Origin of the sequence: Roseovarius sp. Pro17 (assembly GCF_035599575.1) — a bacterium.
In the GTDB taxonomy this organism is placed as follows: Bacteria; Pseudomonadota; Alphaproteobacteria; order Rhodobacterales; family Rhodobacteraceae; genus Roseovarius.
In genome coordinates this window covers 3,826,673-3,841,422 of sequence record NZ_CP141179.1, presented here as the reverse complement: position 1 = coordinate 3,841,422, position 14,750 = coordinate 3,826,673, and the positions used below count along the sequence as shown (strand labels likewise).

Here is a 14,750-nt window from a genome sequence, read left to right as displayed (position 1 = left end):
CAGTGCGCCGCTATCCAGTCCTAAAACAGTTGCAGCACACCCCAGCCTGCCAGTAGCAGCGCGGCGAGGCCCAGCACCAGATATCGCTTGGGGATGCCCAGATGCGCAATCCGCTCGCCCACAAACTGCGCAAGGATCGCCATGCCGAAATAACGCAGCCCTCGCGACAACGCGATCGCGATGATGAAAACTACTGGATTGGCACCGATCACGCCCGCGCCCAGCGTCGCCAGCTGCAACGGTGCAGGCAGAAACGACACGAGGAACACTGACCAGAAGAGGCCACCACCCGACAAATTCTGCGCCATGTCGTTGAAACTGTCCTCAAGGCCCAGTTGGCGCATGACCGGATGCACAACCGGATCGGCCAGCAAAAGGCCAACGAGGTAGAACAGGATCGCCCCGACCATGCAGGCCAGCCAGATGATCAGCGCGATCCTCAGCGCGCGGCGCGGATGGCCCACCATCAGCGGCACCACGATAGCCTCAAGCGGGATGGGCAGCACCGTGCTTTCGGCCAGTGACAGCGCGGCGAGCCCTGCCTTGCTGCGCGACAGGCGCGCCGTCCAGCCGGACTGATCAGCGCTGGGTTTGCCCGTGTCGGAACGTATCGAGGGATTTTGGCTCATGCGGGTGGCCCCTTGGGCGATGGATTGAGGGATATGATAGGGCGCAACGCGACCCTGCACCGCGCAGTTCCGGATTGAATGTTGGAATGGTCGCGGGGGCGGACCAACCCCATATTGGTTTTTATGCAACACCTTTTCATTCGCAATAGAGTGCGGGAACCATTCAGCAGCACCGCGTGTTGGGGAGACAATAAATGATCGCATCAAACCGCAAGATCGCGACGCCGAGAAGGAGCACTACACCGAAACGAAAGAGTTGAGCAGAGCACATGGACCCTATTTCAAAAAACCTCAAGCGCGCCTATCGCGAGACAGAGCCGCCACAGTTGCCACCCGAGCTGGCAGAATTGCTGCGCAAGCTGCGAGAGCAGGACGAAGGCGGCCAGAGCTAGACCGGTATCCCATGGGACGTCACGGCTAACGTGGGACCGTGTCCGCATATTGCACTTCGGAACCTGCACCTCGCCCCCTGCGTTAACGTTGGCCACAGTGTCTGAACGCGGCAGAGTCTAAGAGGCGGCATGGCGGATCAGATTTCTCAGAATTATCAGAACTTTCTGGACGACCTGCCAGATGTCTCGGTGCTGTTGACAGCGTCCGAGGTTTATCCGGCGATGGAACGTGCCTTTCTCGCAGCGCAGGACCAGATTTCCGCAGGTTACCGCGTGTTTGATCTGTCGACTAAATTGCGCAGCAACGAGGGCCGCGCGATCGGTGAGGACTGGTTTGATCTGATCGTGTATGTCCTGCGGCAAGGCGTCGAGGTGAAGTTCGTCATCTGCGATTTCGACGCGGTTCTGGCACCCGAGCTTCACCAAGATTCGTGGAAAACGCGCCGCGCCTTTGTCGCCGCCCGCGAACTGGCTGGGCCGGATGCGCGGCTGAATGTCACCAACGCCGCCCATTCCGCGCGCACCGGCATCCTGCCACGGCTGCTTCTGTGGCCGCGCCTCGTCAAAGAGGTGAACAAGACGGCGGCCAAGCTGAACGACATGACCCCATCTGCCCGTGCGCGCGTATTGGAGTGCAGTCCCGGACTGCGTCCTATGCTGCGCGATACGGGCGACGGCACGCTGGCTGCGCGGCGCTGGCCCATACCGAAGCTGATCCCCGGCACGCATCATCAAAAGATCTGTGTGATTGACCAGCGCGTCGCCTTTATCGGTGGTCTGGATCTGAACGAGCGACGCTATGACGACAAAAGCCATCAGCGCGATCGGGAAGAGACGTGGCAAGACGTTCAGCTACGTTGCACCGGCCCGGTCGCCAAGGATGTGCACAGCCATCTGGAGGAATTTCTGGCCGTCGTCGCGGGCACCAAGGCAGCCACCGCCGAGGGCCGCCTGCTGCGCACCCTCTCGCGCAAGCGCAAGACGGACTGGCGCTTTCTGGGGCCAAAGCCGCTGGTCCACACGATCTCGGACGATCATCACCGCCTGATCGCGCGCGCGCGCGGGCTGATCTATCTTGAAACGCAATTTCTGCGTGACCGACCGCTATGCGATCGACTGGCGCGGGCAGCGCGGGATAATCCAGCGCTGACGCTGATCGTGGTCGTGCCCGCCGCACCCGAAGAGGTCGCGTTCTATGGCGCCACCGGATCGGACAAGCGGTATGGCGAATTCCTGCAGGCCAAATGCGTGACCATGCTGCGCGGCGCCTTTGGCGAGCGGATGACGATATGCTCGCCCGTTCGACCCAAGGCACTGGAGTCCAAAGCGCGCGACACGCTCTGCGGCTCGCCCATCATCTATGTGCACTCCAAGGTGTCGATTTTTGACGCAGATCGCGCGATCGTATCATCGGCTAACCTGAACGGACGCTCGATGAATTGGGATACCGAGGCGGGCGTCATGCTGAACGACCCGGCCCATGTCGAGGATCTGCGCCAGCGCATCTTTGGTCACTGGCTGGGCGCGGATGCCGGCCCCGAGTTCTTCGCCGCCGAGAGCGCCGCTGCCCTCTGGGCGGAACGCGCGCGCCGCAACGCCGAGATCGCGCCAGAGGATCGTCGCGGATTCCTTGTGCCCTATGAAGTGCGTCCGGCTGTGGAATTCGGACGCCGCCTGCCCGGAGTCCCTGAATCGATGGTTTGAGACGCACCAACCGCGCCCGACAACAGAGTTTACAATAAGGAGACTACCATGACCGACCAATACACCCCCCATGATCCCGCAATGCCGGACACCCCTGCCTCCGAAGCGGCGTATGCCGCCGGACAGGAGGCCGCACATAACAAATGGTTGCTGCTGATCATCGGTATCGTCACGCTGATCGGTGGCCTGCTCGCTATCGCCATGCCGCTGATTGCATCCTTCACCGCCGCGTTGGTGATGGCTTGGGTGCTGATCGCCAGCGGGATCGTCGGCATCATCGCCGCGTTCAGGCGTCGGCACGGTTGGCACATGCTGGCCGCGTTTCTCAGTGCCGCGCTGTCGGTGGTGATCGGCCTCTTGATCCTGGCGCAGCCGATGATCGGCCTCATCACGATCACGGCGCTGATCATCGTGTTCTTTGCCACCAGCGGCGCGCTGCGCATTTATTATGGCGCGCGCCTGATAAAGACCGGCGCAGGCGGTGGCTGGATGATCGCGGGCGGTGCGCTGTCGCTGCTCCTTGCGGTGATGCTGATCAGCGGCCTGCCGTTCAGCGCCGCGTGGGTGCCGGGCGTTCTGCTGGGCATCGACCTGACGATCTGGGGCGCGATCCTGATTGCCATCGGCACGCGCGCAGCACAGCTATCGGCGGCGCGCGACATATCTGTCACCGCGTCCTGAGGCGATGACGTCACGGTTACCGGCGCAAAGAGGGGCGGAACAATTGGGCTTTCCTGAACGTTGAAGGCGGTACAGCGCGCATTCCCGAAAGGACACGCTATGGATTTTCTAAGAATCATTATCGCCATTTTCCTGCCCCCGCTGGGCGTTTTTCTACAGGAGGGGCTGGGCAAGCATTTCTGGATCAACATCCTACTGACGCTGCTTGGCTATATCCCCGGCATCGTGCACGCGGTCTATATCATCGCCTCGCGGGGGCCGGGCCGTGCGTCGACCTGACGAATTGGCGGGCGACACGCGCGCCGTAGCAGAGCGGGGCGTTCAAAAAACCAAAGTCGCGCGTGATCTGGACCGGATCGACCGTATGGCGCGGTTGATGGATGCGCAGTTTCGCCTGCCGGTGGTGGGTGTGCGTATCGGCCTTGACGGGTTGATCGGGTTGGTGCCGGGGGTTGGCGATATGGTGACCTTTGCCCCATCGGTCTGGATGATAGCCAAAGGCTGGCAGCATGGCGCGCGCAAGCGCACGATTGCGCGCATGGTCGCAAACAGTGGCACGGATCTGATCATCGGCATCGTGCCGCTGGTAGGCGATCTGTTCGACATCGGCTTCAAGGCGAATTTGCGCAACGCCCGGCTTTTGCGCCGTGATCTGGATCGCAACCCTGACGGACGGCGCTAGTGACGCGGCCTGCGCAGCGGGCCGTCCGGTGTGATGCTGTCCAGCGCCAGCGTCTGGTCCATGTGTCGCATCCGGTGACGTAGCATCGCGCGCGTCATGCGTGCCAGATCGGCGGCATAGTCAGACCGGTCGGCCACGTTCAGCGCCAGTCCCTCGCGCGTGTCCAACAGGATGGGTGGCAGATCGGCGGCGAACTCCACCAGCGTCAGTTGCTCTTCGCGCAGGATAGCGAGGTTCGAGGCGCAAATGTCCGCGCCCAGCGCCTTCTGCCACAGTGAGGGCGCATTCGGGTTGCCGAAATCCAACTCCGAGTACGTGTGCGTGCGCCAGTCCTGCGGTGCCTCGCCCCGGAGCAGCGGCAACAGCGAGTGCCCATCCATCGAATTCGGCGGCACCGCTCCCGCCCATTCCAGAATCGTCGGTGCAATGTCGATAGATTCCGTTGGCAGGTCCAGTTGCATGCCTGCGCGTGCCGCATTCCCGGGTAGACGGACGACCAGCGGGGTGTGAAACGCTGCGTCATGCACGTTCATTTTGCCCCATGCGTGCCTGTCGCCCAGCATTTCGCCGTGATCGGCAGTCAGCACTATCAGCGTGTCGTCATACTGCCCGCTTTCTTGCAACCATTCCATCACGCGACCGATATGGTGATCCACCTCGGCGGCCAGCCCCAGATAGATCGCGCGCAAGGCCTGCACAGTCTCGTCCGTCGCGGGCAGATCGTCCAGCCCATGCACCATGCTATCCGGCGTCGCAGCTGCCAGCGCGGGCGCAAAGAACGGATGCTGCGCGACCTCATCCTCAGGCCTCTCCAGCCTGCGGGGCAGCGGCAGGGTGGCGGGATCAACGATGCGATTGTAGGGCGCGGGCGCGACCAGTGGTGGATGCGGGCGGATATAGGTCAGATGCGCGCACCACCCCTCGCCGGTGCGGTCCGCCATATGGCTGAGGAAACTGTCGGTGAGAAACGCGGTATCACTATGCGCCGCTGCATAGACTGCCGGGTCGTCGATACGCGGCGCGCGCCCCGGCGCGGACTTGGGCCGGTAGAGGTCCATATATTCAGCAAATTCATAGCCATTGTCGCGCAGATATCCGCGCCATGGCATCGAGCGGCCCAGCCGCATTTCGACCGCCTCATCAAAGCCGCGCATCGGCATTTCGTAGCTGGTCAGTGCTGGATCACCCGGCGGATAGGCGCGCGGATCGGGCGACGTGTCGGTATAGCCAAAGAGCAGGGGCAGATGCCCGACTTGCCTGAGTTCGGTAGCGAGGTTCGGTATGCCCTCACGCAGCGGCGTGCCGTTGCGCACCGAGCGGTGGTTCATCGCATATTGCCCGGTCAGGATTGACGCGCGCGACGGCCCGCACGGATTGGCGACCGAAAAATGCCGCGTGAAGGTGACGCTGTCGGCCATCAGCGCGCGCATGTTCGGCAAGTCCACATGCGCCGCCAGATCGCCCAACAGGCAATCTGCGCGCAGTTGGTCGATGATGATGAAAAGAATCTTGGTCGGCGCGGTCATTTCATGGCCTCGAAGCAGACAGGTGTCAGTTGTCGCCCCCCAGATTGGTGGGATTGAACACGCCACCAAAGCCGGTTTTGGCCTTGGGTTGGTCAGGTTCGGGCACAGGCTCGGGCTCGGACTCACCGCCCAGATTGGTGGGGTTGAACACGCCACCAAAGCTGGAATTGCCACCGCCAGTGCGGGGACTGGGCGTGCTCTCGTCCGGCTCGCGTGCCTCGCGTGCGGCGCGCAGGGCCTCGACGGCCTCTTGAGCCTTCAGGCGCTTGGCCGCGCGGATGTCAGCGACGCATTGATCAGGGCTGTAGGTCATCGCTGTGCCGACCACAGTGATGGCGGCAATCGCGCAAAGAACCAGCAGGATGGCGGCGGGATTGCCCGACAGGATACGCGGCAGGCGCAGGCCGGTTTTGGGCGCACTACCAACCGTCGGGCCAGCAGCAGCCAGTGCCTTGCGCCGGATATTCGCCTCGTTCGCGAGGGCGGCAAAGATTGTCAGCGCGACGATGATAAACGCCAGCGCCGAGATGGCGGGCGTAATCCCGTAACGCACCTTCTGGGCCAACTCGATTGTCAGGGTCGGATATTCACCGAATGTAAATGTGGTGGTGTTGTAGTTCTCAAACGAAGCGAGGAACGCCAGCACGGCAGCGGATGCGAGGGCGGGCCGCATGAAAGGCAGCATGATCTTGCGAAACGCCTGCGCGTGTGTCGCGCCAAGGTCCAGCGCGGCCTCGGTCAGCGAAACATCGTAGCGTTGCAGCCGCGCGACGAGGACGAGCATGCAGTAGGAGGCGATGAATGTGGATTGACCGATGATTGTCAGAAAAATGCCGTTGGACAGGAAGCCGCCCGGCTGTTGACCCAGCATCCGTGCGACCCGGTCCCAGAACACGAGGGTCGAGATGCCCAGAACCACACCGGGGATGAGGATGGGCGCGATGATCAGCGTGTAAAAAGTGGCGCGCAGTTTTGGCCAGATCTGCGTCAGCATCAGCGCCGCCGCCAGCCCCATCGTGACCGACAGGATCACGGTGCCGAGGCCGACGATCAGGCTGTTCTTGATCCCGTTCAGGATACGCTCGTCCCGGAACAGTGCGCCAAACCAGTCGAACGTAAGGCACTCCCACGGGGTCATGCGCGGGAAGGACGGTGAATTGAACGCGGTGATCGACATGATGACCAGAGGGCCCAGAAGGTACGCGAAAAAGAGGGCGAGGTAGAGCCAGAATGACAGGCGCAGGAACGTCAGCTTCATTTGCCGATGTCCCCCATGTTCACCTTAAAGAGGCGCATGACGGCCATGACCAGCAAGATACACGTGACCAGCAGGACCACTGCATAGGCCGCGCCCTGCGGCCAGTTGCTGTTGTCGTTGAACCATTGATAGATGATCTGCGTGAACCACAGACTACTGGGTCCACCCAGAATCTGCGGCGCGGCCAGCGCACCTGCCGACAGCATAAAGACGATCGTGCAACCGCTGCTGATGCCCGGCTTGGCATAGGGGATCACGACGCGGCGATGGATGCGGACCCATGACGCGCCCATATCGCGCGCCGCCTCGATCTGGTTTCGATCAAGGCTCTCGATCACGTTGTAGATGGGGAAGATCATCAGCAGGATGTAGGCATAGCCAAGGCCGGCATAGAGCGCGATGTCGTGCCGAATAAAATCATAGGGCTGATCAAAGATGCCAAGATTAACAAGGACGATGTTCAGCACGCCGGTCTGGCCAAAGATGATGCGCAACGCAAAAGCACGCAGAATTTCGTTGATCCAATAGGGGATGATCAGCATCAGCACAAAGATGCGGACCTTGTTGCCACGGCTCTGGCCCAGATAATAGGCGATCGGATAGCACAGGATCAGGTTAAAGATCGTGATGCAGATGGCGGCGACGATGGTGCGAAAAAACACCTCAAGGTCGACGTAGTTGTAGGCGGCGCTGGCACCTTCGGGACCAAAGATCAGATGGCGATAATTTTCGAGCGTATAGACGTCCTTGGGTCCGCCCATTTCGGGCGGTGGCAGGTTCGGGCGGAATGAGAAATCCAGCATCGACAGCTGTGGCAGGATGATGAGGCCGATGGTCCAAAACAACACTAGCCCCAGCATGAGGCTGCCCATGAGGGTGCCGTTGCGCTTGTAGAATTCTTTCAGGAAAGCCGGCATCCGCGCCCCCTCATTCGGTCGCCATCGGCCCGGCTGGCATGGCGACGGCGTTTTGCACATCGTATTCCAGCGCGATGGTCCGGCCCTGGCGCGACTCAAAGGATTGGCCCAGATTGGGGATCGCCACCTTGATCTGCTTGCCCTGATCGCCCTCCATAAAGATGTTAAAGGCGCTGCCCTCAAATTCCTCGTTTGTCACGCGCGCGGTCACGCGAGTGTTGCCGTCTGACTGGCTCTCGGCCAGCGAAAATGCCTCGGGGCGGATAAAGATCATCGCGTCGTCGCCGGGTTTCAACAGACCCTGATTGGCACCAGAAATGCGCGCGACCAAGTCGCCACTGCGGTTGGTTGCGATCGACGCCTCGGCACCGTTGACCGATTTCACCTTGCCTCGAAAGACATTGTTTTCCCCAACGAAGGACGCAACAAAGGGCGTCGCGGGATCGTTGTAAATCTCCTTACCCCTGCCGATCTGGTCGATCACGCCGGCCTTCATCACCGCGATGCTGTCGGACATGGTCAACGCCTCGCCCTGATCGTGTGTAATGTAGATAAACGTGATGCCAACGCGCTGCTGGATCTCGCGAAGCTCGGTGCGCATGTGCTGGCGCAGTTTCAAATCCAGCGCGGATAGAGGTTCGTCCAGCAGCAGCACGTCCGGCTCGGCACAGAGCGCGCGGGCGATGGCGACGCGCTGGCGCTGGCCGCCGGATAGCTCGCTGGGCAGCTTGTCACCCTGATCCGACAGCGCGATCATGTCCAGCAGCTCGTCCGCACGCTTGCGACGCGCCTTGGCGCTGGCGCCAGAAATCTCCATGGAAAAGGCGATGTTCTCCCAGACCTTCATCAGCGGAAACAGTGCGAGGTTCTGAAAAATTAGCGCCGTCGGCCGCTTGTTCGGGCCGATCCCGCGCATCGAGTTTCCGCCGATCAAAATGTCGCCCTCGCTAGGGTCGAGAAAGCCTGAAACCGCCCGCAGGATTGTTGTTTTGCCACAGCCCGAGGGGCCAAGAAAGCTGAAGAATTCGCCGCCTTTGACGGCGACATTCGCGTCCCTGACGGCCACGAAATCACCAAAGCGGATCCACAGATCCTTGAGGTCGACGCCCACCCCTGCGCTCATGCACTATCCCCCTGCCGCGTCTGTGCGGTCTGATTGCGGCCCTCGGGCCGGACATTCTGATGTAATGAGACACCCCCCGACACTGCCGAGGGGTGCGTTTTTATTAGGCGCTGACGAAACGGTTCACGAACTCGGTCCGTACGTCCGCATACCACGGTGCCTCGGCTGGCCAGGGGTTAAGGTTTGCCAGCGCATCGCCGGGATAGGCCTCGGCAAAGTTCTTCTTGTAGGCGTCGCCGGCGAACTCGTCCGCGCCCAGCACGGGCGAGTTATAGCCGTGATCGTCGATCGCCTTGCCAGCCGGTTCCTTTTGGTAGGCATAGTCGATGAAGGCATAGATCTGGTCGATATTCTCGGCACCGATTGGCAGCGACATACCATCAACCCACGCCATCGAGCCTTCTTTCGGGGCCTGATACGTCACCGGCTCGCCTGCCGTCTTCAACGCCAGAGGCGGGCCATCCCAAGTCTGGCCAACAATCACGCCCTCGTTCAGCAGGCCGTTTTTCTGGGTGTCGGCGTCGTTCCACAGCAGCTTGATGCGGTCCTTACGCTCGATGCACCAGTCGGCGATCTGGTTCCAAACCTTGCGCATCGTTTCCTCGTCCTCGTAGGCAGCCCAGACCGATCCCGGCTCCATCTCGCCCGAGGCTTCCATAAAGAGGCCCGCGCCCAGCAGCATTGAATGGGGGCGACCCATCGTCTTGCCCGCGTTCGCCTCGGCCCAGACATCTCCATAGCTGGGAATATCGCCCTCGGGCAGAAACTTGTCCGTACGATATGCGATGCCTTCGGTGCCCCAAATATGCGGCAGCCAATGCGAGCCTGAATCACCGAAATTCCAGGCCGTCTCACCGATTTGCGACATGGCCGGATTGACGGCATCCAGATTGACGCGACTCATGTCGAAGGGCTGAAGCAGTTCCAGCGGGCCCCATTGCAGCGAGCGGTTGTTGGTGGGCGATATAATGTCAACGCCCTGCCCCTTGGAGGCTTTCATCTTGTTGATGATTTCCTCGTTCGAGCCGATGCCGGTATAATTCACCTTGATGCCCGACTCTTTCTCGAACCCTTCGAGGAAGGCGGGTGGCAGGTAATCCGACCACATCAGGATGTTTAGCTCGCCCGACGAGGCGCGGGCAGATTTACTGTAGAGCGGCGCGGCGAGGGCGGCACCACCCAATGCGGCACCTCCGCGCAAGACCGAGCGGCGGCTGAGGCCATTTTTCATTGTCATTTTCGACTCCCTGTTTGTTTTTTAATTGGGCGCAGTTTGCGCGCCATCGGACTCAAAAGCAATTCTTTGGTAAGGAAGTCGCTAAACCGCTGTAGTGCTTTTTATTTTTCCGCAAAGGCGCGACTAGCTGGGGGGCACTCGGTCGTTTCCTTGGCTGGCTGGATAGGCTGAAAGCAGGTGTCACATCTTTGATCCTTTAAAGTTGACCAGATGGTCTTAAATTAGACAGAAGTGTCGCAGCAATCGCAGCCCGGTTATGACGACTGCGCGTTACAGACCCTTCGGCCGAGAATAAGGAAATCACAGATGAGCGAAGTTAGATCCGCACCCGGCCGCCCGCGCCAGTTCAACGAAGGCGACACGCTGGCAAAGATAATGCAGCTGTTCTGGGAGCATGGGTATGAGGCGACCGGGCTGAGCGACATCATCAAGGCGACCGGACTGGGCAAGGCCAGCCTCTACGCGACGTTCGGCAACAAGCAGTCGATGTATCTACGCGCATTGGCCGCGTTCGAGACGCAAATGATCGACGCGGGCGTGCGCACGCTGCGCGAGGGCCACGGGTCTGCGATGGACCGGATCGGGGCGTTTCTGGACGCCCCCATAGCCGCGCTGCGCGACGCGGGCGACGCGCGCGGTTGTTTCCTGTGCAATGCGTCGGCGGACCGTGCGGCGCTGGACCCGAAAACCGCCGAGATCGTGCAACGCTGTTACGCCAAGTTGGGCAGTGCGCTGGAACATACACTGGCCGAGATCATGCCACCGGCTGACGCCCAGCGCCGCGCGCAGATGGTGCTGGCCGTCTATTCTGGGCTGCGTGTAATGGCGCGCTCTGGCATGGATATCGCCGCGCTGGGACATGCCCGCGACGATGCACTACGCAGCCTTGGCACCCGCTGAGCCGCGTCACTTTTCGAACAGGCGGGCGGCGTCGAATATGCTGTCGAGCCGCTCGTATCGGCTGCGCGTTTCGGGCCAGTTCACCTCCTGCGCGGCGGCGATCAGCGCCTCAAGCAACATCATGGTCGACGTATTGCTGTCCCATGCCGAGGGGATCTGCGTCCAGCAATGAAAGGTATGCGCGGCATGGCTAGCCACCGGGCTGGCCCATTGATCGGTGATCAGGATGATGCGCACGCCGCGTTCAGTCGCCAGTTGGGCAAGGCGCAGTAGGTTCGTCTCGTAGCGGCGCATGTCGAACAGCAGCAGCACGTCGCCCTCATTCATGTCCAGCACGTAATGCGGCCATGTGGCCGAACTGGACGTCATATGCGTGATGCGCTGGCGCACCGCCTGAAAATGCGTAAACGCATACTCGGCCAGCGCGCGGCTGATACGCCCGCCGACGACATAAAGCCGCCTGTCTGTGTCGGCCAGCATCTGCACGGCAGCGTCGAATTGCGCGCTGTCGATGTTGGTCAGTGTTTGCTCGATATTATCGCCGATAGCGGTGGCAAAGCGGTTCAGCAGGTGGGATTCCGGCACGTCGCTGGCCCATTGATCGCGCCGCCGGGTCGGGCCAGAAACCTTGGCCTCAAGCTCGGCCAGTAGTGCCTGCTGGAATTGCGGATACCCCTTAAAGCCCAGCTTTTGCACCAGACGAGCCAGCGTCGGTGTCGAGACGTCCGCATTCGCGGCCGAGATGGTGATCGAGGCGAGGCCCGCTGCGGGATAATTGTCCAGCAGCGCCTGCGCGAACTTGCGCTCGGACTGGGTTAGCGCGGCGTAACGGGTGCGGATCGCCTCGCGCACGGAAGTAGCCGGTTTGCTCATGGGTCCGAATGCCTTTGGAAGGGGCTGCGTGCAAAAAATGTCTGGAAAGATATTGACAGAAATTCTGCGCCGTGAAAACAATTTTTCAGAAATCAGGGGGATGCGATGCCGGGCGAGTCTGTGGCCGAGGGTGTGGTGGAGGTGATCGGGGCGGATGCCAAGGGCGCCGCGCTGATCCTGTGCGAACATGCGGCGCATCATATTCCCGACCGCTATAATGGTTTGGGCCTCAGCCCAGAGGCGGCAATCAGTCATGCCGCGTGGGATCCCGGCGCGCGCGATCTGGCGCTGCATCTGAAGGAGTGCCTTGACGGCACGGTCGTTGCCAGCACCGTCTCGCGGCTGGTCTATGATTGCAACCGCCCGCCCGAGGCGGCCAGCGCCATGCCCGAGAAATCCGAACTGATCGAGGTGCCTGGCAATGTCGGTCTAAGCGCCAGCCAGCGCGATGAGCGAATTGAGACTATCTATGGCCCCTTTTGCGACGCCGTCGCTGCGCAGGTTGAGGTACGCCGCGCCCGCGCGCAGCCGACCGCGCTGATCACGGTCCACAGCTTTACCCCTGTCTATTACGGCGCACCGCGCGAGACGGAAATCGGCATCCTGCATGACAGCGATACCGCGCTGGCCGACCCGATGCTGAAGGCCGGCAAAAAGCTGACGCACCGCGCCGTTCATCGCAATCGCCCCTACGGTCCCGAGGATGGTGTGACCCATTCGCTGCAAATCCACGGGCTGGCCCATGACCTGCCCAACGTCATGATCGAGGTGCGCAACGACCTGCTGCGCACACCCGAAGGTATCGCCACCATCGGCGGCGAGTTGTGTCGCATGATCGCATGCGCGCTGGTCCATCTGGGGCTTCAAACCCAAGGAGCGGCGCATGCCTAGGGTCATTCGCGGCTTTGTACACGGCGTCGACGCGCTGAACTATTTCATCGGGCGCATTGCGATGTACCTGATATTCGCACTGATCGGCGTGCTTATGTGGTCGTCGGTCTCCAAGACCTTCTTTGATCCGACCCTCTGGACGCTGGAAATGGCGCAGTTCATCATGGTCGCCTACTACGTTCTGGGTGGTCCCTATTCGATCCAGATGGGATCGAACGTGCGGATGGACCTATTTTATGGCAACTGGTCTATTCGGCAAAAGGCATGGATGGATGCGTTTACCGTCCTGTTCCTGATGTTCTATCTGGGCGTTCTGCTATATGGCGCTATCGGGTCGGCCGCCTACTCGCTGGGGCATTTTGACGGCGAGCCGTTCGTATTCTTCTGGGATCTGTTCACGACGTTCGTCACCGAAGGCCCGTCTGCGGCCAAGGACAAGATGGGCTTTATGGAGCGCAGCCCGACGGCGTGGCGCCCCTATATCTGGCCCCTCAAGGCCATCATGATCGTCGGCGTCACGCTGATGCTGTTGCAAGTGCTCGCTGAATTCTTCCGCGATATTGGCCGTATCCGCGGGGTGGAGATTTAATGTCATACGAAATGATCGCCACCCTGATGTTCAGCTCGATGATGCTGATGTTGCTGACGGGTCAGCGCGTGTTCGGCGCTATCGGATTTGTCGCCGCTGCCGGGGGGATGCTGCTGTGGGGCACGGGTGGCGCCGACATGCCGTTCTCCGCCGCGATGAAGCTGATGAAATGGTATCCGCTGCTGACGCTGCCGATGTTCATTTTCATGGGCTACGTGCTGTCTGAGTCGCGCATCGCCGATGACCTCTACAAGATGTTTCATGTCTGGATGGGGCCGGTGCGCGGTGGTCTGGCTATTGGCACGATCGGCCTGATGGTGCTGATTTCGGCGATGAACGGACTGTCGGTCGCAGGCATGGCCATCGGCGCGACTATCGCGCTGCCCGAGCTGCTGAAACGCGGTTACGACAAGGTCATGGTGACGGGCGTCATTCAGGCGGGATCAAGTCTTGGCATCCTCGTGCCGCCGTCGGTGGTGCTGGTGCTATACGCGATGATCGCGCGCCAGCCAGTGGGTCAGCTATGGCTGGCTGGTGTAATCCCCGGCCTGATGATGGCAACGATGTTCATCATCTACATCTATGTGCGGTGCCGGATGCAGCCGGACTTGGGCCCGCCCCTGCCCGTAGAAGAGCGTAACGTGTCGACCCGCGAAAAGCTGCGCCTGCTGTCGGCGGGCGTGCTGCCGCTGGTCATCTTTGCGGTGATGATGGTGCCTTTCGTCAAGGGCTGGACCTCGCTGGTCGAGAGCAGCGCGATCGGTGCCATGGCCGCCTTTGTCGCCGCCGTTCTCAAGGGGCGAATGACGCGCGAAGTGTTCGAGAATTCGGTGCGCAATACCCTGGGCATCAGCTGCATGTTCATGTGGATCATCCTCGCCGCGCTGGGGTTCGGCGCGATCTTTGACGGGCTGGGCGCGGTCAGGGCGATCTCGGATCTGTTCACCGCGCAATGGGGGCTGGACCCGTGGATCATCCTGATCCTGATGCAGCTCAGCTTTATCGTGATGGGCACGTTTCTGGACGATACCGCGATGCTGGTCATCGTGGCACCGCTATACGTGCCGCTGGTGGGTGATCTGGGTTTCGATCTGGTGTGGTATGGCATCCTCTATACGATCACTTGCCAGATCGCCTACATGACGCCGCCCTTTGGCTATAACCTGTTCCTGATGCGCGCCATGGCCCCGCCCGAGATTTCGATACGCGACATCTATCGCTCCATCATTCCGTTCGTTGGGGTGATGGTGGCGGCATTGGCAGCCGTCATGGCATTCCCTGAAATAGCGCTATGGCTGCCCAATCTGGTGTATAATTGAGCCACAACCAGAACTCCGCAAAGGAGCGT

The 14,750-nt window shown here is 61.0% G+C and carries 16 protein-coding genes; 9 read left to right on the top strand and 7 right to left on the bottom strand.

Going from position 1 to position 14,750, the window contains the following annotated elements:
* Positions 1 to 20: 20 nt before the first annotated feature.
* Entirely contained in the window at positions 21 to 629 is a 609-nt protein-coding gene (locus U3654_RS18550) for a hypothetical protein (RefSeq protein WP_324753009.1), read from the bottom strand.
* Positions 630 to 898: 269 nt separating this feature from the next.
* Here U3654_RS18550 and U3654_RS18545 point away from each other — a divergent pair, with 269 nt between their 5' ends.
* The 5 genes from U3654_RS18545 to U3654_RS18525 all read left to right on the top strand — a co-directional run bounded on the left by U3654_RS18545 (position 899) and on the right by U3654_RS18525 (position 4,088).
* Complete coding sequence (locus U3654_RS18545; RefSeq protein ID WP_324753008.1) at positions 899 to 1,021, top strand: hypothetical protein; 123 nt, start codon at positions 899 to 901, stop codon at positions 1,019 to 1,021.
* Positions 1,022 to 1,150: 129 nt separating this feature from the next.
* On the top strand, positions 1,151 to 2,725 hold the full coding sequence (locus U3654_RS18540; RefSeq protein WP_324753007.1) for a phospholipase D-like domain-containing protein: 1,575 nt from the start codon (positions 1,151 to 1,153) through the stop codon (positions 2,723 to 2,725).
* 48 nt (positions 2,726 to 2,773) lie between these two features.
* The gene (locus U3654_RS18535) at positions 2,774 to 3,406 is read left to right on the top strand and encodes an HdeD family acid-resistance protein (RefSeq protein ID WP_324753006.1); all 633 of its coding nucleotides are present in this window, start codon (positions 2,774 to 2,776) and stop codon (positions 3,404 to 3,406) included.
* A 99-nt stretch (positions 3,407 to 3,505) separates the two neighbouring features.
* On the top strand, positions 3,506 to 3,685 hold the full coding sequence (locus U3654_RS18530) for a YqaE/Pmp3 family membrane protein (RefSeq protein ID WP_324753005.1): 180 nt from the start codon (positions 3,506 to 3,508) through the stop codon (positions 3,683 to 3,685).
* Entirely contained in the window at positions 3,672 to 4,088 is a 417-nt protein-coding gene (locus tag U3654_RS18525) for a DUF4112 domain-containing protein (protein ID WP_324753004.1), read from the top strand. The genes U3654_RS18530 and U3654_RS18525 overlap by 14 nt, the downstream gene beginning before the upstream one ends.
* On the opposite strand, the gene U3654_RS18520 is transcribed toward U3654_RS18525, so the two are convergent.
* The 5 genes from U3654_RS18520 to U3654_RS18500 form a co-directional block, all read right to left on the bottom strand.
* Positions 4,085 to 5,614, bottom strand: coding sequence for a sulfatase-like hydrolase/transferase (locus U3654_RS18520; RefSeq protein WP_324753003.1), 1,530 nt, complete (start codon positions 5,612 to 5,614; stop codon positions 4,085 to 4,087). The two genes, U3654_RS18525 and U3654_RS18520, sit on opposite strands and share 4 nt — an antisense overlap.
* 25 nt (positions 5,615 to 5,639) lie before the next feature.
* A complete protein-coding gene (locus tag U3654_RS18515; RefSeq protein WP_324753002.1) occupies positions 5,640 to 6,872 on the bottom strand; it encodes an ABC transporter permease in 1,233 nt (410 codons plus the stop codon).
* Complete coding sequence (locus U3654_RS18510; RefSeq protein ID WP_324753001.1) at positions 6,869 to 7,789, bottom strand: ABC transporter permease; 921 nt, start codon at positions 7,787 to 7,789, stop codon at positions 6,869 to 6,871. The genes U3654_RS18515 and U3654_RS18510 overlap by 4 nt, the downstream gene beginning before the upstream one ends.
* Before the next feature lie 10 nt (positions 7,790 to 7,799).
* The gene (locus tag U3654_RS18505) at positions 7,800 to 8,912 is read right to left on the bottom strand and encodes an ABC transporter ATP-binding protein (RefSeq protein WP_324753000.1); all 1,113 of its coding nucleotides are present in this window, start codon (positions 8,910 to 8,912) and stop codon (positions 7,800 to 7,802) included.
* Positions 8,913 to 9,015: 103 nt separating this feature from the next.
* Positions 9,016 to 10,149, bottom strand: coding sequence for an extracellular solute-binding protein (locus U3654_RS18500; protein WP_324752999.1), 1,134 nt, complete (start codon positions 10,147 to 10,149; stop codon positions 9,016 to 9,018).
* Positions 10,150 to 10,455: 306 nt separating this feature from the next.
* On the opposite strand from U3654_RS18500, the gene U3654_RS18495 reads away from it, so the two are divergent.
* On the top strand, positions 10,456 to 11,049 hold the full coding sequence (locus tag U3654_RS18495; RefSeq protein WP_324752998.1) for a TetR/AcrR family transcriptional regulator: 594 nt from the start codon (positions 10,456 to 10,458) through the stop codon (positions 11,047 to 11,049).
* Between the two features lie 6 nt (positions 11,050 to 11,055).
* Here U3654_RS18495 and U3654_RS18490 read toward each other — a convergent pair whose 3' ends face one another.
* Positions 11,056 to 11,922, bottom strand: a complete 867-nt coding sequence (locus U3654_RS18490; protein ID WP_324752997.1) for a MurR/RpiR family transcriptional regulator — start codon at positions 11,920 to 11,922, stop codon at positions 11,056 to 11,058.
* 105 nt (positions 11,923 to 12,027) lie between these two features.
* Here U3654_RS18490 and U3654_RS18485 point away from each other — a divergent pair, with 105 nt between their 5' ends.
* From U3654_RS18485 to U3654_RS18475, 3 genes are read left to right on the top strand one after another with little or no spacing between them, the layout of a single operon-like run.
* Complete coding sequence (locus U3654_RS18485; RefSeq protein WP_324752996.1) at positions 12,028 to 12,813, top strand: N-formylglutamate amidohydrolase; 786 nt, start codon at positions 12,028 to 12,030, stop codon at positions 12,811 to 12,813.
* Complete coding sequence (locus U3654_RS18480) at positions 12,806 to 13,402, top strand: TRAP transporter small permease subunit (protein WP_324752995.1); 597 nt, start codon at positions 12,806 to 12,808, stop codon at positions 13,400 to 13,402. The genes U3654_RS18485 and U3654_RS18480 overlap by 8 nt, the downstream gene beginning before the upstream one ends.
* A complete protein-coding gene (locus U3654_RS18475; RefSeq protein ID WP_324752994.1) occupies positions 13,402 to 14,721 on the top strand; it encodes a TRAP transporter large permease in 1,320 nt (439 codons plus the stop codon). Before U3654_RS18480 ends, U3654_RS18475 begins: the two co-directional genes overlap by 1 nt.
* Positions 14,722 to 14,750 lie beyond the last annotated feature (29 nt).